15 protein-coding genes and 1 pseudogene are annotated in these 18,535 nt (G+C 69.8%); 9 read left to right on the forward strand and 7 right to left on the reverse strand.

Annotated elements, in window-relative coordinates:
* Nucleotides 1-155: 155 nt before the first annotated feature.
* Entirely contained in the window at nt 156-557 is a 402-nt protein-coding gene (locus tag BG90_RS22655) for an OsmC family protein (protein ID WP_010110270.1), read from the reverse strand.
* 90 nt (nt 558-647) lie between these two features.
* The gene (locus BG90_RS22660) at nt 648-1,574 is read right to left on the reverse strand and encodes a LysR family transcriptional regulator (protein ID WP_010120276.1); all 927 of its coding nucleotides are present in this window, start codon (nt 1,572-1,574) and stop codon (nt 648-650) included.
* Nucleotides 1,575-1,711: 137 nt separating this feature from the next.
* Here BG90_RS22660 and BG90_RS22665 point away from each other — a divergent pair, with 137 nt between their 5' ends.
* The 7 genes and pseudogenes from BG90_RS22665 (at nt 1,712) to BG90_RS36820 (ending at nt 7,803) form a co-directional block, all read left to right on the forward strand.
* A complete protein-coding gene (locus BG90_RS22665; protein WP_010120274.1) occupies nt 1,712-2,944 on the forward strand; it encodes an acyl-CoA dehydrogenase family protein in 1,233 nt (410 codons plus the stop codon).
* Nucleotides 2,941-4,017, forward strand: a complete 1,077-nt coding sequence (locus tag BG90_RS22670; protein WP_010120272.1) for a phosphotransferase family protein — start codon at nt 2,941-2,943, stop codon at nt 4,015-4,017. The genes BG90_RS22665 and BG90_RS22670 overlap by 4 nt, the downstream gene beginning before the upstream one ends.
* Nucleotides 4,014-4,703, forward strand: coding sequence for a histidine phosphatase family protein (locus BG90_RS22675; RefSeq protein ID WP_010120270.1), 690 nt, complete (start codon nt 4,014-4,016; stop codon nt 4,701-4,703). Before BG90_RS22670 ends, BG90_RS22675 begins: the two co-directional genes overlap by 4 nt.
* Nucleotides 4,704-4,738: 35 nt before the next feature.
* Complete coding sequence (locus BG90_RS22680) at nt 4,739-5,509, forward strand: SDR family oxidoreductase (protein WP_010110256.1); 771 nt, start codon at nt 4,739-4,741, stop codon at nt 5,507-5,509.
* A gap of 97 nt (nt 5,510-5,606) precedes the next feature.
* Nucleotides 5,607-6,404: an SDR family oxidoreductase gene (locus BG90_RS22685; RefSeq protein ID WP_010120268.1), complete on the forward strand. Its 798-nt coding sequence runs from the start codon at nt 5,607-5,609 to the stop codon at nt 6,402-6,404.
* 111 nt (nt 6,405-6,515) lie between these two features.
* Nucleotides 6,516-7,577: pseudogene (locus tag BG90_RS22690) on the forward strand (NADP-dependent oxidoreductase); the annotation flags it as partial.
* A gap of 82 nt (nt 7,578-7,659) precedes the next feature.
* Entirely contained in the window at nt 7,660-7,803 is a 144-nt protein-coding gene (locus BG90_RS36820) for a hypothetical protein (RefSeq protein WP_010110253.1), read from the forward strand.
* A gap of 779 nt (nt 7,804-8,582) precedes the next feature.
* Here the strand turns inward: BG90_RS36820 and BG90_RS22695 are convergent.
* Nucleotides 8,583-9,794, reverse strand: coding sequence for an MFS transporter (locus BG90_RS22695; protein ID WP_010110252.1), 1,212 nt, complete (start codon nt 9,792-9,794; stop codon nt 8,583-8,585).
* 666 nt (nt 9,795-10,460) lie between these two features.
* On the opposite strand from BG90_RS22695, the gene BG90_RS22700 reads away from it, so the two are divergent.
* Nucleotides 10,461-12,557: a TonB-dependent receptor gene (locus BG90_RS22700; RefSeq protein WP_010120267.1), complete on the forward strand. Its 2,097-nt coding sequence runs from the start codon at nt 10,461-10,463 to the stop codon at nt 12,555-12,557.
* 315 nt (nt 12,558-12,872) lie between these two features.
* Nucleotides 12,873-13,301: a hypothetical protein gene (locus tag BG90_RS22705; protein WP_010120266.1), complete on the forward strand. Its 429-nt coding sequence runs from the start codon at nt 12,873-12,875 to the stop codon at nt 13,299-13,301.
* A 199-nt stretch (nt 13,302-13,500) separates the two neighbouring features.
* Here the strand turns inward: BG90_RS22705 and BG90_RS22710 are convergent, their stop codons facing one another.
* The 4 genes from BG90_RS22710 to BG90_RS22725 form a co-directional block, all read right to left on the reverse strand.
* Nucleotides 13,501-14,559, reverse strand: a complete 1,059-nt coding sequence (locus BG90_RS22710; protein WP_010110248.1) for an AI-2E family transporter — start codon at nt 14,557-14,559, stop codon at nt 13,501-13,503.
* A 216-nt stretch (nt 14,560-14,775) separates the two neighbouring features.
* Nucleotides 14,776-15,360 carry a BPSL1445 family SYLF domain-containing lipoprotein gene (locus BG90_RS22715; RefSeq protein WP_010110247.1) on the reverse strand — a complete coding sequence of 195 codons (585 nt, stop codon included), beginning with the start codon at nt 15,358-15,360 and terminating at the stop codon, nt 14,776-14,778.
* A gap of 48 nt (nt 15,361-15,408) precedes the next feature.
* Nucleotides 15,409-15,789 carry an ElaB/YgaM/YqjD family protein gene (locus tag BG90_RS22720; protein ID WP_010110246.1) on the reverse strand — a complete coding sequence of 127 codons (381 nt, stop codon included), beginning with the start codon at nt 15,787-15,789 and terminating at the stop codon, nt 15,409-15,411.
* 677 nt (nt 15,790-16,466) lie between these two features.
* Nucleotides 16,467-18,329: an ExeM/NucH family extracellular endonuclease gene (locus BG90_RS22725; RefSeq protein WP_025990349.1), complete on the reverse strand. Its 1,863-nt coding sequence runs from the start codon at nt 18,327-18,329 to the stop codon at nt 16,467-16,469.
* Between the last annotated feature and the right edge of the window lie 206 nt (nt 18,330-18,535).

The raw sequence follows: 18,535 nt of genomic DNA on the forward strand, positions 1-18,535 counted from the left end.
CGGCGGGACCGCGCCGCCGGTTGATCGGAGCCGAACCGCTGCCGTGCCGTGTACTGCGTGCGACCGGCTCGCGCCGATCGTCATCGCGGGCGCCGTTCGGCCGGCGGGCGCATTGATCGGCACGTCGGCCGGCACATCGCCCGGCCCCGCGCGTCTCACTTCAACGTCGTCTCGATCCGCGTCCCGCGCTTGATGAACAGCGTGACCGGCGTCTTCTCGGCGATCTCCGCGAGCCGCTTGCGCTGCGCGTCGTCGAGCGCGCCGTCGACGACGATCGCGCGCCGCACGTACTGCGCGCCTTCGCGGTCGACGTGCAGTTCGGCGCGCGCGGAGAGCCGTGCGGCCGGCCAGTCCTTGCGCTGCATGTACATCCGCAGCGTCGCGACGGTGCACGCGGCGAGCCCCGACAGCACGAGCTCGTACGGCGCGGGCCCGACGTCGCCGCCGCCTTCGTGCTCGTTCTCATCGCCTTGCAGGCGATGCGAGCCGGCTGCGATGTCGACGACGTAGTTCGGCGCGTCGGGCGCCATTTCGGCTGAGGCGTGGATGAGCGGCATGGCGTGTTCTCGGTGTAAAGGGAGGGATCGGCCGGCATGCCGGCCCCGATTCGCGAGCATAAACGGCTTCACGCCGGCCTGCAGCGGCCCTTACGCGCCCGCGGGATGCGACGACGCCTCGCGCACGACGTCGATCACGCGTTGCCGGAACCACTGGTGTGCGCGGTCGAGCTCGCGCGACTCGTGCCAGTACGCGAAGATTGGATAGGGCTTCAGCCGCAGCGGCAGCGGCTGGGCCGCGATCGGCAGCAGCCGCGTCATCCGGAGCGCGTACGAGCGCGGCAGCGTCAGCAGCAAATCGCCCGACGCCGCGATCTGGCAAGCGGCGAAGTAGTGCTGGCAGACGAGCTGGATCTGCCGGAAGCGGCCGTCGGCGCCGAGCAGCACGTCGAGCGTATGCGGCTCGCCGAGCGGCGACACCGTCACGTGCCGCGCGGCGAAATAGTCGGCGCGGCGCAGCGGCGCGCCCGCGAGCGGATGGTCGCGCCGCATCGCGACGACGAGCGTGTCGTCGACCACGTACTCGCCGACGATCCGCGGCCCCGCGGACACGCGGCGCTCGACCGCGAGATCGAGATTGCCGCTGCCGAGTTCGCGCTCGATGTCGGCGACGGGCACACGCCGGCTCACGAGCCGCACGCCGGGCGCGTCGCGCGCGATCGTCTCGACGAGCTGCGGCAGCGCGATCGATTCGAGCACGTCGCGCACGCCGACGACGAAGCTCATGTCGAGCGCTTCCGGGCTGAAGCGGGTCTGCGCGCGCGCCGCGTCCTGCAGGCCCTTCAGATGCAGCTGGACGTCCGCGATCACCGCGCGCGTGCGCTCGGTCGGCACGACCTTGTTGCCCTGCCGCACGAAGAGCGGATCGCCGAAGTGCGCGCGCAGCCGGTTCAGCGCGTGCGTGACGGCCGGCTGCGTCAGGTGCAGCGCACGCGCGGCGGCGCTGATGCCGCCTTGCACGTAGACCGCGTCGAGCACGCGGAACAGGTTCAGGTCGAGTCGGTGGTCGGGCTGCATCGGCGTGTCCGGGCGGCTCGCGCGGTCGCGCGAACCCATCAATGATGTCTATGTCCTCGCATAATAAATATTCATTTCATCGATTGTCGAGGATCGCGTACGCTCGTCTCCATTCGAACCGACCACACGGAGACGCCATGGATTTCTCTTCCTCGGCCCGCTGCCGCGAACTGAGCGAGCGCATCGCGGGCTTCATGCGCGACGAGATCGCGCCCGTCGAGGCGCACTATCTCGAGCAACTGGCGGGCGGCGCGGACTGGCGCCGCTGGCGGCAGCCCGCCGTGATGGAGACGCTGAAGGCGAAGGCCCGCGCGGCCGGCTTGTGGAATCTGTTCCTGCCGGACGTCGAGCACGGCGGCGCGGGGCTGTCGAACGTCGAGTACGCGCCGCTCGCCGAGCTGATGGGGCATTCGTTCATCGCGCCCGAAGTGTTCAACTGCAACGCGCCCGATACCGGCAACATGGAAGTGCTCGCGCGCTACGGCTCGCCCGAGCAGCGCCGCCGCTGGCTCGCGCCGCTCCTTGCCGGCGAGATCCGGTCGGCGTTCTGCATGACGGAGCCCGAGGTCGCGTCGTCGGACGCGACGAACATGCGGGCGACGGCGACGATCGACGGCGACGAAATCGTGCTGAACGGCCGGAAGTGGTGGTCGACCGGCATCGGCCATCCGCTCGCGCGCGTCGTGATCTTCATGGGGCTCACCGATCCGGACGCGGAGCCGCATCGCCGGCACACGATGGTGCTGTGTCCGCTCGACGCGCCGGGCGTGACGATCGAGCGGATGCTGCCCGTGTTCAACGCGTACGACGAGCCGTCGGGCCACGGCGAAGTCAGCTTCGCGAACGTGCGGCTGCCGGCGTCGAACGTGATCCTCGGGCCGGGCCGCGGCTTCGAGATCGCGCAGGGCCGGCTCGGGCCGGGCCGCATCCACCATTGCATGCGTGCGCTCGGCGCGGCGGAGAAGGCGCTCACGCTGCTCTGCGCGCGCGCGACGACGCGCACCGCGTTCGGCAAGCCGCTCGCCAAGCTCGGCGGCAACGGCGACGTCGTCGCGAACCTGCGGATGGCGATCGAGCAGGCGCGCCTGTTGACGCTGAAGGCCGCATGGACGATCGACACGCAGGGCGTGAAGGCGGCGCTGTCGCTGATCTCGCAGATCAAGGTCGTCGTGCCGACGGTCGCGCAGCAGGCGGCCGACGCGGCGATCCAGATCCACGGCGGCGCGGGCCTGTCGAACGACTTCCCGCTCGCGGCGCTCTACGCGTACGCGCGCATCCTGCGGATCGCGGACGGGCCGGACGAGGTGCATCGCGCGGTCGTCGCGAAGCTCGAGGCGAAGCGGCAGCTCGCCGCCGCGGAGCGCGCATGAGCGTGCGCCTCGACGATGCGCGCGACGTGCGCGACGAAGACCGGCTCGACGCGGCGAAGCTCGACGCATATCTGAAGTCGCGGATCGAAGGTCTGGCCGGCGAGCCGCGAATCCGGCAGTTCCACGGCGGCGCATCGAATCTGACCTACCTGATCGGCTATGGCGAACGCGAGATGGTGCTGCGGCGGCCGCCCGCCGGCGCGAAGGCGGGCGCCGCGCACGACATGCTGCGCGAAGCGTCGGTGATGGCGGCGCTCAAGCCCGACTATCGCTACGTGCCGGCGATCCTCGCGCGCTGCGACGACCTCGCGGTGCTCGGCAGCGAGTTCTACGCGATGGAGCGCATCGCCGGCGTGATCCTGCGGCGCGAACTGCCGGCCGGGCTGGCGCTCGACCGGGACGGCGTGCGCAGGCTGTGCGAGAGCTTCGTCGATCGCCTGATCGAGCTGCACGCGATCGACGCGTCGCGCGCGGAAGTCGCGGCGCTCGGCAAGGGCGAAGGCTACGTCGCGCGGCAATTGAGCGGCTGGGGCGAGCGCTGGCGCAAGGCGCTCACCGACGGCACGAACCCGTGCGACGACGTGCTCGCGTGGCTCGAGCGCAACCGCCCGGCGCGCGAGAGCCGCATCTGCGCGATCCACAACGATTATCGCTTCGACAACGTCGTGCTCGATCCGGCCGATCCGCTGTCGATCGTCGGCGTGCTCGACTGGGAGATGGCGACGCTCGGCGATCCGCTGATGGATCTCGGCGGCTCGCTCGCGTACTGGGTGCAGGCCGACGACGATCCCGCGTTCGTCGCGATGCGCCGCCAGCCGACCCACGCGGACGGGATGATGACGCGCCGCGAGATCGTCGACTACTACGGCGCGCGCACGGGGCTCGACGTCGGCGGCTTCGGGTTCTACGAAGTGTTCGGACTGTTCCGGCTAATGGTGATCGCGCAGCAGATCTATCGGCGCTTCGTGCTCGGCCATACGACGAACGAGCAGTTCGCGGGCTTCGGCGCGGCGGTCCGCTATCTCGGCGAGCGCTGCCGGCGCGTGATCGCGGCGGCCGGGAGCGCGCGATGACCGAGCTGTTCCTGATCCGCCACGCGCAGGCGAGCTTCGACGCGGCCGACTACGACTGCCTGTCGCCGCTCGGCGACGAGCAGTCGGCGCGGCTCGGCGCATGGATGGCGCGCGGCGCGCGGCGGCCCGGGCTGATTGCGACGGGCACGCTGCGCCGTCATGCGCAGACGGCGGACGGCTGCGTGCGTGCGGCGGGCGTCGATGCGCCGCGGCTCGCGCTCGCCGGCCTCGACGAACTCGACGCGGACGAGCTGATCGCGCGCCACCGGCCCGAGTTCGCGACGCGCGACGCGCTCCTGCGCGCGATGGCGGGCGAAGCCGATCCGCGCCGCGCGTTCCAGGCGCTGTTCGCGGCGGCCGTCGCGCGCTGGACGGGTGGCGCGCACGACGGCGACTACGGCTGCCCGTGGCCCGAGTTCCGCGAACGCACGCTCGCGGCATGGGACGCGCTCGCGCGGCGGCAGGCGCGCGAGATCTGGGCGTTCACGTCGGGCGGGCCGATCGGCGTGATCGTCGCGACGCTGTTCGGCGTGCCCGTCGAGCGCAGCTTCGAGCTCGCGTGGCCGCTCGTCAACACGAGCGTGAGCCGGATCCGGATCGGCCGCGGCGGCGCGCGCGTGACGACGTACAACGGCTGGCCGCACCTCGACGGCGCGGACGGCGAGCGGCTCGTCACGCATCGCTGATTCCTTTTTCCTTCATCGATTGCAGGATATTCTCCATGACCGCACCCAACCTGTTCGACCTGTCAGGAAAGATCGCCGTCGTCACCGGCGGGAGCCGCGGCATCGGCGCGGACGCCGCGAAGCTGCTCGGCGCGTGCGGCGCGCACGTCGTCGTCACGAGCCGGCGCATCGACGATTGCCGCGCGATCGCCAACGAGATCGTCGAGGCGGGCGGCTCGGCCGAGGCGGCCGCGTGCCACATCGGCGAGCTCGACCAGATCGATGCGCTCTTCGCGGCGCTCGAAGCGAAGCACGGCCGGCTCGACGTGCTCGTCAACAACGCGGCGACGAATCCGTATTACGGGCCGATCGTCGACACGGACCTCGGCGCGTTCCAGAAGACCGTCGACGTGAACATCCGCGGCTACTTCTTCATGTCGAGCCGCGGCGCGAAGCTGATGGCGAAGGGCGGCGGCGGATCGATCGTCAACGTCGCGTCGGTGAACGGCGTGATTCCCGGCTACTGGCAAGGCATCTACTCGATCACGAAGGCCGCGGTGATCTCGATGACGAAGGCGTTCGCGATCGAATGCGCGGCGAGCGGCGTGCGCTGCAACGCGCTGCTGCCGGGGCTGACCGACACGAAATTCGCGTCGGCGCTGACGCAGACGCCCGACGTGCTGAAGCAGGTGCTCGCGCACGTGCCGATGCGGCGCGCCGCGCAGCCGTCGGAGATGGCGGGCGCGGTGCTGTATCTTGCGTCGGCGGCGTCGAGCTATACGACGGGCGCGGTGCTCAACGTCGACGGCGGCTATCTGTCCGTCTGACTGACGGCGGGGGCGCGCACGCATCGCACGTCGTGCTTCACGCGTGCGCGCGCGTGCGTGAACATCGACGCGTGCGCGAACATCGAAACAACCAGGAGTGTTCATGACGAAGAACTTGGCGCTGCGTCTTGCCGGCAAGCGTGCGTTCATCACCGGCGCGGCGGGCGGCCTCGGGCGCGCGATCGCGCGGCGGATGGCCGAGCAGGGCGCGGCAGTGTTCCTGACCGACATCGCCGACGCGGCCGTGCTCGACGCGTTCGCGGCCGAGCTGAACGAAGCGGCGGGCGCGTGCGTCGCGTGGGCGGCCGTGCAGGACGTCGCCGACGAAGCGCAATGGCAGTCGCGGCTCGCGCAGGCGAACGACGCGCTGGGCGGGCTGTCGGTGCTCGTGCACAACGCGGGCGTCGGCTCGTTCGGCGCAATCGGGCAGATCGAGCGCGACGAATGGCGGCGCGTGATGGCGATCAACGTCGAGAGCATCGTGCTCGGCACGAAGCACGCGCTGCCGTATCTGGAGGCGGGCGCACCCGCGTCGATCGTCAACATCTCGTCGGTCGCCGCGTTCAAGCAGGAGCCCGACTACACCGCGTACAACGCGTCGAAGGCGGCGGTCGCGTCGCTGACGAAGTCGATCGCGGTCGACTGCGCGCGCAGGCAGACAGACGTGCGCTGCAACTCGATCCATCCGTCGTTCATCATGACGGGCATCGTCGCGCCGGTCGTCCAGCAGTTCGGCGAGAAAGAGGCGGCGCGCAAGCTCGCGCGCGGCGTGCCGATGCGCCGGCTCGGCGAGCCGGACGACGTCGCGCATGCGGTCGTCTATCTCGCGTCCGACGAGAGCCGCTACGTGACGGGCGCGGAGCTCGTGATCGACGGCGGGATGTGCGCGGTCTGATGTCGCGTGCATGCGCCGGCGGCGGGTTCTTGCGAGTCCGTCGGCGTTGAAGAGCCCCGCCGGCGTGGCTGCGGTTCGCGGCAATGCGACAGCCGCGTTCGCAACGTTCGCGCGCCCCGCATCTTTCCATTCATCGAAATCCTGAAGGTGACGTCCATGTCCACACCCGTCAATCGCCAACTGCGCCTGAAGGCGCGCCCCGACGGGCGCGTCGGCCAGGAGCACTTCACGCTCGCCGAAGCGCCGCTGCCGGAGCTCGGGCCGGGCGAGATGCTCGTGCGCGTGCTGTATCTGTCGATGGATCCGACCAATCGCGTCTGGATGAGCGACATCCCGCAATACCTGCCGCCCGTCGCGATCGGCGACGTGATGCGCGCGCTCGGCATCGGGCGCGTCGTCGCGTCGAACGCGCCGGGCTTCGCCGAGGGCGATCTGGTGCAGGGGCTCGTCGGCTGGCAGGACTACGCGCACGTACGCGCCGACGAAGCCGCGCAGTACACGAAGCTGCCCGCCGCGCTGGGCCTGCCGCTGCCGCGCCTTCTCGGCGCATGCGGGATGAGCGGGCTCACCGCGTACTACGGGCTGACCGAGATCGCGCCGGTGCAGCCGGGCGAGACGCTCGTCGTGTCGGCGGCGGCGGGGTCGGTGGGCTCCGTCGCGGGACAGATCGGCAAGATCCATGGCGCGCGCGTCGTCGGGATCGCGGGCGGCGCGGACAAGTGCCGCTATCTGACCGAGGAGCTCGGCTTCGACGCGGCCGTCGACTACAAGGCCGACGACTGGAAGCGCGCGCTGAAGGACGCGACGCCCGACGGCGTGCACGTGAACTTCGAGAACGTCGGCGGCGAGATCATGCGCGCGGTGCTGTCGCGGATGGTGATCGGCGGGCGCGTCGCGCTGTGCGGCGTGATCGCGAACTACAACAGCGGCCGCCCGTCCGACGACGTCAGCGTGCTGATCGCGAAGCGCCTGACGATGCGCGGCTTCTTGATCCTCGATTACCGGAAGAGCCGCGAAGCGGTCGCGACGCTCGCGGGCTGGTTGCGCGACGGCCGGCTGAAGGCGGAGGAAACCGTCGCCGACGGGCTGACCAACGCGCCCGACGTGCTGAACCGGCTGTTCGACGGCAGCCATCGGGGCAAGCTCGTGCTGCGGGTCGATCCGCAGGCGTGACGCGGCCGCGCCGCGCGAACGCACCGCTGCGGCGAGCGGCATCATTCCGGCCGCGCGCCCGATCGGCCAGACGACGGGCGCGGTGCTCGTCGCCGCATGCTGCATCGCCGAGCGGGCAACGGGCGCGATCGTCGCGCTGTGGATGGGCAGCGCTTTTGCTGGGCTTGCGTGCTGCGCGAGCTTCGCGCGGATGCGTCACGCGGCCGTGGCGGTCGACGCGGCGTGATTGCCGGATACGCGCGGCGGGGGCGCCGCGGCTCGCGAGCCGTGCGGCGCGAGGCGCGTCTCGCATGCAAGATGAGCGGACATGGATGCGTGTGCGGCGAATGCGGCGCGTTGCCGTGTGTCGATCGTGGCGCGCGAGATGCGGCGCCGGGCGGAAGCGCGCAAGGGCATCGATGCGCAATGTGGGCGTCGCATGCGACGGATCGGCGGCGGCATCGCCGGTGCGATGCGATGCACGGCGGCGGGCCGGACGCATGCCGACAAAAAAACGCCACGGAGGCTTGCCGTCCGTGGCGCGGGAATTCCAGTCAAGGGGGAGGGTGACCGGGGTCTGGCCGCTTTGGCGCGCCGCGCATCCCGAGACGGGAACGCACGGCGTCCTGAGCTGGGTTTATTGTCGAGAAGCGGCCGAACCAAGTCAATTTCGGCAAATTAAGCCAACTTACCGTCCGTTGCAGCGGGGCGTTCGGTATGCTGCCGGCGCCGGATTGGCCGGATTGGCCGGATTGGCCGGATTGGCCGGATTGGCCGGACTTGTCGTCTCGCGTCTGCTTCGATGACTTCGACTGTGTCAACCGCTTCGGCCGCGTAGCGATTTCAACAGCAACTGTTTCGAATGCTGCGAGGCATTGCGCGTTCGAGACTTCGGAGCGGCGGCCAAAGACATTGTGGCGCTTCATCGCGCCGACCCGCGCGGCCGGCGCTGCCGCACGCACGCTGCCGCGCCGTGTTCGCCGCTTCCGAAGCGCCCGCACGGCTTTCCCGCCGCTCGCGTCACTTTCACCGCGCAGCCGACCCCGCCGCGACGTCGCCATGCTTTCCTCGCATCGCGATTCCCCACAGGATCACCGCGCCGCTCGCGAGCGTGAAGCCCGTGCACATCCACGCGACGGGCGCGAGCCCGAGATGCAGGAACGGCGCGACGGCCTGCGTCGCGAGCGCGGCGGCGCCGAGGCCGAAGAACATCAGCAGCCCGGCCGCGCGTCCGGCGATCGACGGCTCGGCCGCGAGCGCACGCGCCATCGACGCCGGCCCGCGCAAGCCGAGCGACCCGCAGAACAGCATCCACGACGCAACGACGAGCGCCGTCGAGCGCAGCTCGAGGTGCGCGAGCAGCAGGAACGCGGCCGCCGCCGCGAACTGCAGCAGCGCGCCGAGCGAGATGACCCGGTCGAGGCCGAGCGCGTCAGACCATGCGCCGCTGCGCGACGCGGTCAGCATGAACGCCGCGACGCCGCAGGCCTGCATCAGGCTGAACGTCGACGGCCCCGCGCCGAGCCAGATCTCGACGACCTGCGGCGCGCTCGCGACGAACGCGAGCAGCGCGGCGAAGCACAGCGCGTGACCGAGCGCGTAGCCGAGATAGACGGGTGAGCGCAGCAGACGCCGATAGCCGCCCGCGCGCTGGCCCGAGTCCGCGTGCGCCGGCGCGTGCGTCGACGAAGCGGCGGGAATCACGCGGAACACGAGCGGCGCCGCGACGACGGACAGCGCGACGATGATCCAGAAGCTCATCCGCCAGTCGGCGACGACGAGCAGCGCCGCGCCGACGACGGGGGCGAGCCCCGGCACCGCGCTCTCGATGATGCCGAGCCACGCGAGTGCGCGGACCGCGCCGCCGTCGCCGAACGACTGTCTGACGATCGCGGGGACGATGACCGTCGCCGCGCCGACGCCGAAGCCTTGCACGACGCGCGCGCCGATCAGCACGCCCATCGACGGCGCGAGCGCGCAGACGGCGCCCGCGGCGAGCTGCAGCAGCACCGCGAACGCGAGCGTGCGGCGGTGTCCGAGGCGGTCGGCGGCGGCGCCCCAGGCGAGCTGCGAGACGGCGAGCGCGGCCGAGAACGCGGCGAGCGTCGCCTGCGCGCTTTCGATCGAGCCGCCGAGCTGCTGCGGCAGCGACGGCACGGCGGGGAGGTAGAGGTCGGTTGCGAGGAGCCCGACGGCCGTGAACAGGGCCAGCGGGAGGATCGAGCGGAAAGGATGCATGCGTGAAGCTGAAAGGACTTTGTCGGTTTTCGAGCGCCTGACGATACCACGTCGACGCGAGCGACCCGGACGGCGCGCGCCCTCGACGGCGGGCGGCGCAAGCGCCCGGCGTTCGATGCGGCGAGTCCACGGCGTCGGACGTCTCGCGATCCACGCATGAAATATGCGTGTGGAAATGCGAGGCGGCGCGACAGGGGCAAGGGCTGGGCGGGACCGGACTGCGGCGACGCGGTCGGCGTGCGTCGGACGATGGGGTCGTGAGCGGGTGGGGTGAGGCGGGCGCAGCGAGCGAATCCGTGCGAATCCGCGCCTCGATCGGAACGCCGCATCGGTGCCGCGCATGTTCGGCCGGCCCGATGCGGCAATCGCGCCGGGCGCATCCTACGCACAGCCGCAGCGGCAGCCGACATGGCCCGCGCTGCCGCCGCCACCATGCTGTAAGGCGTTTGTTACATGTATTGAAATGATATAACATATCGAGGCCATCGTAAGCCGCCGTGGGCCGCGGGCCGTGAACTGCACCGCCGTGCTCGTCGAATCGGCTGTCGATGCGTTTCGCCACAGGCCATTGTGCGCGTCGATATTGATACGTTATATCGTTTCGACGGCGCTGCACGATTCGGCTCGTGATCCCGTCCACCCGACAACACCACACCGATTACCGCAATGGATGACCACCGACGTATCGCGCCGCCTTTCGTTCGCAGGCTGCATCCCTTGTCGCTGCTGCTCGCCGCGAGCCTCGCGCACGGCGAGACGAGCGCGCCGTCCGCCGACCGTCCGTCGAACGAACCGCCGGCAACGACGCTCGCGCCGATCTTCGTGACCGCCAATCCGCTCGGCGCGTCGGCGCTCACGTCGCCGACCGCGTCGCTGTCCGGCGACGCGCTGACGCTGCGCCGCGCCGATTCGCTCGGCGACACGCTGAACGGCCTGCCCGGCGTGTCGACGACGACCTACGGCCCGCTCGTCGGCCGCCCGATCATCCGGGGGATGGACGGCGACCGCATCCGCCTGCTGCAGAACGGTGTCGCCGCGTACGACGCGTCGTCGCTGTCGTACGACCACGCGGTGCCGCAGGACCCGCTCACCGTCGAGCGCGTCGAGATCGTGCGCGGGCCGGCGGCGCTGCTGTATGGCGGCAACGCGGTCGGCGGCGTCGTCAATACGATCGACAACCGGATTCCGCGCGAAGCGCTCAAGGGCGTCACGGGCGCGGTCGACGCGAGCTATGGCGGCGCGAACAACGCGCGCGCGGGCGCGGCGCTCGTCGAGGGCGGCAACGGCCGCTTCGCGTTCCATGTGGACGCGTTCGGCCGCGAGACCGACGAACTGCGGATCCCGGGCTTCGCGCATTCGGCGCGCCAGCGCGCGCTCGACGGCGAAGACGCGAGCGAGCCGTACGGCAAGCTGCCGAACAGCGACGGCCGACGCTACGGCGGCGCGGCGGGCGGCGCGTACACATGGGCCGACGGCTACGTCGGCGCGTCGTACAGCGGCTACGAATCGAACTACGGCTCGGTCGCCGAAACCGACGCGCGGCTGCAGATGCGCCAGGAGCGCGTCGCGGTCGCGTCGGAGGTGCGCAACCTGCGCGGTCCGTTCTCGCAGCTGAAATTCGACTTCGGCTACACGAACTATCTGCACAGGGAGATCGAGGACGGCGTGACCGGCACGACGTTCCGCAATCACGGCTACGAGGCGCGCGTCGAGGCGCGGCATCGCAAGATCGGTCCGTTCGAAGGCGCGCTCGGCGTGCAGGTCGGCCAGAACACGTTCTCCGCGCTCGGCGGCGAAGCGCTCGCGCCGACGACGCGCACGACGAGCGTCGCGCTGTTCGGTCTCGAGCAATGGCAGGCGACCGACGCGCTGAAGCTCTCCGCCGGCGCGCGGATCGAGCACGTGCGGCTCGACCCGAGCGCGAACGGCGATGACAAGTTCGGCTTCGCACGCGGGCGCGACTTCAACGCGGGCAGCGTGTCCGCGGGTGCGCTGTACCAGCTCGCGCCCGCTTGGTCGCTCGCGGGCAACGTGTCGTACACGGAGCGCGCGCCGACGTTCTACGAGCTGTACGCGAACGGCCCGCACGGCGCGACGGGGCAGTACCTGATCGGCCTGCCGGATGCGCAGAAGGAGAAGGCGGTGTCGACCGATCTCGCGCTGCGCTACGCGAGCGGGCCGAACCGCGGCAGCGTCGGCGTGTTCTACAGCCGCTTCCGGAACTACCTTGCCGAATACGACACCGGGCGGCTCGTCGACGACGAAGGCGCGCCCGTCGCGGCGGGCGCCGACGACACATTGCGCGAGGCCGTCTATCGCGGCGTGCGCGCGGAATTCTACGGCGTCGAGCTCGAAGGCAAGTGGCGCGCGTTCGAGAAGCGCGGGCATCGCGTCGACTTCGAGCTGACGGCCGACTACACGCATGCGCGCAACGCGGACACGGGCGAGCCGCTGCCGCGGATCGCGCCGCTGCGCGCGACGCTCGCGGCCGATTACGGCTACGGGCCGTTCGGCGCGCGCGCGCAGGTCACGCGCGCGTGGGCGCAGCACCGCGTGCCCGACAACGATCTCGCCACCGACGGCTACACGTCGCTCGGCGTCGTGCTGACGTACAAGTTCCGCGTCGGCGCGACGAACTGGCTCGCCTACCTGCGCGGCGACAACCTGACCAACCAGGACATCCGCTACGCGAGTTCGGTCGTGCGAAACATCGCGCCGCAAGGCGGGCGCAGCGTGACGGTCGGGATGCGCACGACATTCTGAGCGCGGCGGGGGAATCGGCGGCGGGGGGCGGTCGAGCGCAGTCGAGCGGGGTCGATGTACTCGGTAAGTTCGACTAATCTTGCCGCCCGCCGCCCGCCGCCCGCCGCCCGCCGCCCGCCGCCCACACCACATAGCTCACGGCTCACGGTCCGCCGTCTGCCGCTCCCCGCTCCCCGCGCCCGCCGCACCCGCACACCTCTTCTGTTCGCGGACGATCGTTTGTAAGATAGCGGTCGCCGCACGCGGCCCTGAGAGCGCGCGCGGCGTCGTGCGAAACGGCATGACTTCCTTCCGCCATTCCTTTTCGAGTCGAAAATGAAAAGAACAATCCAGAAAAGCTGGGCGGCGCTCGTGCCGCTGCTCGCCGCAGGTTCGGTCTGCGTCGCCGCGCCGCTGTGCCAGACCCAGAAGCTAGGCGTGCACACGTCGAAGATGTGCGTCGAGCAGACGCCGTTCAAGCACGACTACTACACGCTGTGGGTCGACGATTCGCCGATCTTCATGCTGCCCGACGACTACGTCGAGAAGGTTGCGCTCACGCACACGGTGCCGGAGGACGGCGCGATCGAGTTTCCGCTGTCGAAGCAGGGCACGCCGACCGTGACGATTTCGGGCGGCTGCCAGCCGATCAGCGAGACACAGGGCAAGGGCACGGACGCGGTGAGCCTCGAAACCGGACGCGTATGCTCGTTCAACTGGGGCAGGGAGCCCGTCGTCAAGGATCTGCGCTTCAGTTTCGAGTGAGCGGCGGCGCGACGCGCGGCGTCGCTTCGTCGTGCCGCGCGGGTGCGGTTGCCGTCGTCGTTCGGGCCCGATCGGAGCCGACGCGCGGCGTTGCCAGAGAAAACCCCGGCCCAGGCCACCCGGCCCAGGCCGGGTTTTTCGTTTGGAATCCGAGCGCCGGGCGGTGCGTCGGACGGCGCGCCGAGACGCCGCCGGCGCGTCATTCCCAGTCGACCTGCTCCGCGCGCGCGAAGATGTCCCAGCTCGCCATGAACAGCGCGGCGACGAGCGGGCCGATCACGAAGCCGTTGATCCCGAAGAGCGCCATCCCGCCGAGCGTCGAGATCAGCACGACCCAGTCGGGCATCTTCGTGTCCTTGCCGACGAGGATCGGCCGCAGCAGATTGTCGACGAGCCCGATCACGCCGACGCAGAACGCGACGAGGATCACGCATTTCCAGATCTGCCCGGTGACCGCGAGGTAGCCGGCGGCGGGCACCCAGACGAGTCCCGCGCCGATCGCGGGCAGCAGCGACAGGAACGCCATCAGCGCGCCCCACAGGATCACGCCTTCGATCCCGAGAATCCAGAAGATCAGGCCGCCGAGCGCGCCCTGCACGGCCGCGACCGCGATGTTGCCCTTCACGGTCGCGCGCACGACGGTCGTGAACTTCGTCAGCAGATGCTGCTTGTGGTCTTCGGCGAGCGGCAGCGCGCGCCGCACGCGGCGGCCGATCTCGCCGCCGTCGCGCAGCAGGAAGAATACGAGATACAGCATCACGCCGAAGCTGACGACGAACTGGAACGTGTTCTGCCCGATGCTGAGCGCCTGCGTCGCGACGAACTGGCTGATCGCCGCCGCGCCGTCGGTCAGCTTCTTCTGGATGCTGGCGATGTCGGTGAGCCCGTAGTTGTGCAGCACGCGGTGCACGGATGTCGGCAGCGCGTGCATGATGTCCTGGAAGTACTGCGTCATGTTCGGCTGCATCGTCTTGATCTGCTGATACACGTACGTGATTTCCTGCACGAGCGTCCCGGCGACGAACGCGAGCGGCAGGATCACGATCAGGATGATGAGCGACAGCGTGACGAGCGCGGCGAGATTGCGGCGCTTGCCGAAGCGCGCGGCGAGCCAGCGCTGCACGGGCTGGAACAGGATCGCGAGAATGGTCCCCCAGAAGATCGCGCCGAAGAACGGCGTCAATATCCAGCAAAGACCGACGGTGACGACGAACAGCAGCAGGTGGAAGAATTTTTGGTGATCGTTCCCGCTATCCATGGTGTGCTCAGGGGAGGATGGTTGATCGAACGGGCGAGCCGCGCCGCGGCGGCCCGCCGTGACGCATCGATTATGCCTGACGCGTCCCGCGCGGCGACCGTGCGTTGCCGCGCCCCGAGCGCACATCGTTCGGGCTGCGATCGAAAGCGCCGCGGCGGGCCGCCGCGGCGCGGGGGCGAAGCGGCGCGGGCGAAGGAGGCGCCGCGCCGCGTTTCGTCAGAGCTTCAGACGCGTGACCTTCGTGCCGTTGACCGACAGGTCGCCCATCAGGCCGGCGTTGGTCAGGACGATCACGTCGACCGGACCCGTCGCGGTCGACGTGTCGACCGCGCCGTTCGCGCCCATCTTGACGAGCGCGACCGACGCGTCGGCGCCCGCGGCCCAGCCTTCCGAATTGCGGAATTTGTCGAGCGCGTCCTGCGTCATGAACAGGAAGATGAGCGCCTTCGATTGCGCGCCCGCCTGCAGGCCGACCGACAGCGACGACGTGTTGTAGTAGCCGACCGTCGCGCCGCCGACGCGCAGCGCGCCGTTGCCGCTCTGGCCGCCGAGGATGAAGCCGGCTTGCAGCACGTTCGGGAACACGAGCATGCCGCGTGACTTCGAGACGAGCTCACGCGAGCCCGGCACCGTCGAGTAGAGGCGCGACAGCGTCGCGTTCACGCGCGCGTCGATCGCTTCGCGCGTCGACGCGTTGGACGATGCGGTTGCCGGCTGGTCGGGCGTGGTGGTGCAGCCTGCGAGCGCCAGGCTGCCGAGCACGGTCGCGATCGCGACCTTCATAACGAACGTCTTGCGCATGATGCTTCCTCCATCTTGATGGTTGAACGTCGGGCGAAAGCGCCGCGCTTATCGACGCGCAAGGAGGATGCCTGCCGCGAACGCGAGGCCGGCGATGATGCCGGCCGTCTGCCACGGATTGTCGTGGACGACCTGCGACACGCGCTCGGCGGATTCGCGCAGCCGGCGCGACGCGTGCCACGACGCGTCGTCGAGCGTGTCGCGCGCGGCTTCGAGCCGCCCGTGCAGGCGCTTGCGGAGCGCGTCGGCGTCGCCGTCCTCCTTCAGCAGCGCGTCGAGCTCGTCGACGAGCGAGCGCATGTTGTCCTTCACGTCGCCGTTGAGGTCGCGCGCCGCGGAACGCGCATCGCGCGCGAACCGGCGGCCGACGCGTCGTGCTTCGGAGAGGCCGCGGTCAAGCTTGTATTCGACAGTGTCGGAAAGAGCCATGATGGTCGTTCTCCTGATGGTTCGAGGGAAATGTGCGGGCGTTGCTCACGTGTGATCCGTTATCCGGCCCTGAGTTTCGCGCGGCGGCCCCGGCAGGCCGTCGCGACGGGGCCGAAGCCTTTGCGGGGCGGGGCTCGGCGGAAAATGCAACATTTTGTGCGGCAATCGGATGCAGGGATTGATTAAGTATGCGAACGGGAAAAGGAATTTTTTCCGGATTTGCGCGGCGGCATTCGGTAATTGTGACTTGTGCGGATTGCGCATCGGCGGTGGTCTATTTCTTCTTGTGCGTGCCGTTTCGTCCGTCGCTGCGATCGCGTGATGGGATGGGCCTTTCGAGAAGCGATCGTCGCGAGGATTCCGTCATCGGGTCGTCATGTCGTCACGTCGTCACGGCGGCGCGTATGCGCGCCGAACGATCCGGCGTCGACGGGATCGAGCGGATCGCGGATTCGTCGCCGCAATCGTCGAACGTGTTCGCGAGCTGCATGCATTGACGCGATGCGGCGAGGAAAACCGATAGGAGTTGATTGCCTTGCGTCGGCAAGGCAACCGCCAACCGCCAACGTGCAACCGGCCGTCCGACGCCGCTTCCGCAAACCCCCGTATCGCACGGCCATACGTGTCGCGCCGCTCGTCACACGGCCCGCATGACGAACGGCGCGACATCGGATGCGTTACCGCCAGGCGCGGCGGCTATGCGCGGCGGCCATTTCGGCGCCTTTGCGGGAGGCGGCGGCCGCATACTCGTCGGCGAGCGCGATGTCGATCAGCACCGGGTCGTGATCCGACGAGCGATACGCGTCGGGCGCGTAGTACGTGCGCTGCTGCTCGGCGGTCTTGTACGCGAGCGTGTATTGCAGCGCGATCGGCTCGTCCGCGTTGATGTGCCAGTCGTGCACTGCCTTCACGCGCGACGCGAGCGCGCTCGACGCGAGCGCGTGGTCGAGATAGCCGGCCTCGCCGTTGTACACGTAGCTGTACGCGCCCGCGCCGATCTTGCTCGACACGAGATTCACGTAGCCGCGCGACTCGAGCGTGCGAACCGGATCCTCGTACGTGTAGCTGTTGAGGTCGCCGATCAGCAGCACGCCTTCGCTCGGCACGCCGGTCGGCGTGCGGGCGAGCCAGTCCGCGACCTTCGACGCCGCGCGCGTGCGCGTCGCGTTCCAGCAGCCCTGACCGTCGCCCTGGTCGAGGTCGTCGCCCGTCGCGCTCGGGCAGTTCTTCGATTTCAGGTGATTCACGGCGACCGTCACCGCGCGCGAGCCGCCGACGGGCCGGAAGGTCTGCGCGAGCGGCTGGCGGTTCTTGTCGTCGATCGCGAGCGTCGCGGCCTCGCCGACCGGCTTCACCTTGCGGCTGTCGTAGATCAGCGCGACCGAGATCGCGTCGCCGCCGAGCCGCGCGATGCCCGGATCGACGACGCGCCAGCCGTCGCCGAGCTTCGCCGCGAGCTGGCGCACGGCGCTCAGCTCGCCGTAGCCGTCGTTCTCGATTTCCATCAGGCCGATCACGTCGGCATTGAGCGCCTTCAGCGCGCTGACGATTTTGGCGTCCTGCCGGACGAACTCGTCGTAGTTCTTCGCGCCGCGGTTGTTCGGATCGTCGAAGCCGCCGCCGGTGCCGTCGCCGTTGAAATAATTCAGTACGTTGAACGAAGCGACCCGCAGGTTCGCGCGCGGATCGCGTGCGGGCGCGGCCGCGCGCGGATTCGCACTCGCGCCGAACGCGGGCGTGCGCGCGCCCGGCACCGGCTGCAGGCGCCACGCGCCGTAGCGCATTTCCAGCACGCCTTCGACGTTGCCGACCGTGTAGCCCGCACGCAGCGTGTTCGCGGCGCTCAGCGCCGGCGCCGGATACGGGACGGTCGCCGGATTCTGCTTGTTCGAGCCGTCGTCGAGAATCAGCCGGTTGCGCGCGTTCGCTTCGGCCACGGTTTTCGCCTGCGCGGGCGGCACGACGCTCGTCGGCGTGCGCAGGCGCCCGTTGCTGAGCAGCACGCTGCCGTAGCGGCCGAGCTCGTAGACTTCGGTGACGGTCAATGTCTGCGGCAGCCGCACGAGCATGCCTTCGTATGCGGCGAACGTGCTCGCGTTGTCGACGGGCAGCGTGAGCGTCGCGGGCGTGACCGACTGGCCGCTTCCGCAGACCGCGATGCCGCCCGACAGCGTGAGCTGCGTCTGCCCGTATTTCTCTTCGACCTTGCCCGCGAGATGCACGAGATCGCCTGCTTGCGCGCGCGCCTTCGGCGCATAGACGAACAGCCCTTCGGACACGCCGGGCTGGTTGCGGCGCTGCGGATCGGCCTGCTGGACGAAGAAGCCGCCGAAGCCGTCGGCGCCGCCGAAGTCGGCCGTGACGACGGCTTCGATCGATACGTTCTGGCCGGCGAGCGGAGACGGTGCGCCGGCGCCCTGGATCTCGGCGATCGGCGTCGCGCTGCCGCCGCAGTTCGTGCTGACGGGCGCGGCGGTGGCCGCGAGGGCGAGGGACGGCAGGAGCGACAGGATGGCGAGCAAGGGTGTCGGAGTGCGCATGAAGACGGTCCGTTGTGTGGGAATCCTGAAAGCTTAATGACGCATGTTGACAGTTTTGCGTAAAGAATAGACATGGATATGTAATCAGGCCACGTTTTTTGGGGCCGTGCTCGAGGCGGATCGCCGATGCGGGGCCGGCGATCCGCGATAGAACCGTTTCCGGCGTCCGGGGCGCGAGACGCCGGGCGCTTTCACGCGCCGGGCGC

Source organism: Burkholderia oklahomensis C6786 (genome assembly GCF_000959365.1).
In the GTDB taxonomy this organism is placed as follows: Bacteria; Pseudomonadota; Gammaproteobacteria; order Burkholderiales; family Burkholderiaceae; genus Burkholderia; species Burkholderia oklahomensis.

Bases quoted from the DNA above. Each gene is read 5' to 3' on its own strand.
- BG90_RS22705 (WP_010120266.1), top strand. From the start codon at position 12,873: ATGAAAAGAACAATCCAGAAAAGCTGGGCGGCGCTCGTGCCGCTGCTC.
- BG90_RS22665 (WP_010120274.1), top strand. From the start codon at position 1,712: ATGGATTTCTCTTCCTCGGCCCGCTGCCGCGAACTGAGCGAGCGCATC.
- BG90_RS22710 (WP_010110248.1), bottom strand. From the start codon at position 14,559: ATGGATAGCGGGAACGATCACCAAAAATTCTTCCACCTGCTGCTGTTC.
- BG90_RS22695 (WP_010110252.1), bottom strand. From the start codon at position 9,794: ATGCATCCTTTCCGCTCGATCCTCCCGCTGGCCCTGTTCACGGCCGTC.
- BG90_RS22715 (WP_010110247.1), bottom strand. From the start codon at position 15,360: ATGCGCAAGACGTTCGTTATGAAGGTCGCGATCGCGACCGTGCTCGGC.
- BG90_RS22675 (WP_010120270.1), top strand. From the start codon at position 4,014: ATGACCGAGCTGTTCCTGATCCGCCACGCGCAGGCGAGCTTCGACGCG.
- BG90_RS22680 (WP_010110256.1), top strand. From the start codon at position 4,739: ATGACCGCACCCAACCTGTTCGACCTGTCAGGAAAGATCGCCGTCGTC.
- BG90_RS22655 (WP_010110270.1), bottom strand. From the start codon at position 557: ATGCCGCTCATCCACGCCTCAGCCGAAATGGCGCCCGACGCGCCGAAC.
- BG90_RS22670 (WP_010120272.1), top strand. From the start codon at position 2,941: ATGAGCGTGCGCCTCGACGATGCGCGCGACGTGCGCGACGAAGACCGG.
- BG90_RS22660 (WP_010120276.1), bottom strand. From the start codon at position 1,574: ATGCAGCCCGACCACCGACTCGACCTGAACCTGTTCCGCGTGCTCGAC.
- BG90_RS22700 (WP_010120267.1), top strand. From the start codon at position 10,461: ATGGATGACCACCGACGTATCGCGCCGCCTTTCGTTCGCAGGCTGCAT.
- BG90_RS22720 (WP_010110246.1), bottom strand. From the start codon at position 15,789: ATGGCTCTTTCCGACACTGTCGAATACAAGCTTGACCGCGGCCTCTCC.
- BG90_RS22725 (WP_025990349.1), bottom strand. From the start codon at position 18,329: ATGCGCACTCCGACACCCTTGCTCGCCATCCTGTCGCTCCTGCCGTCC.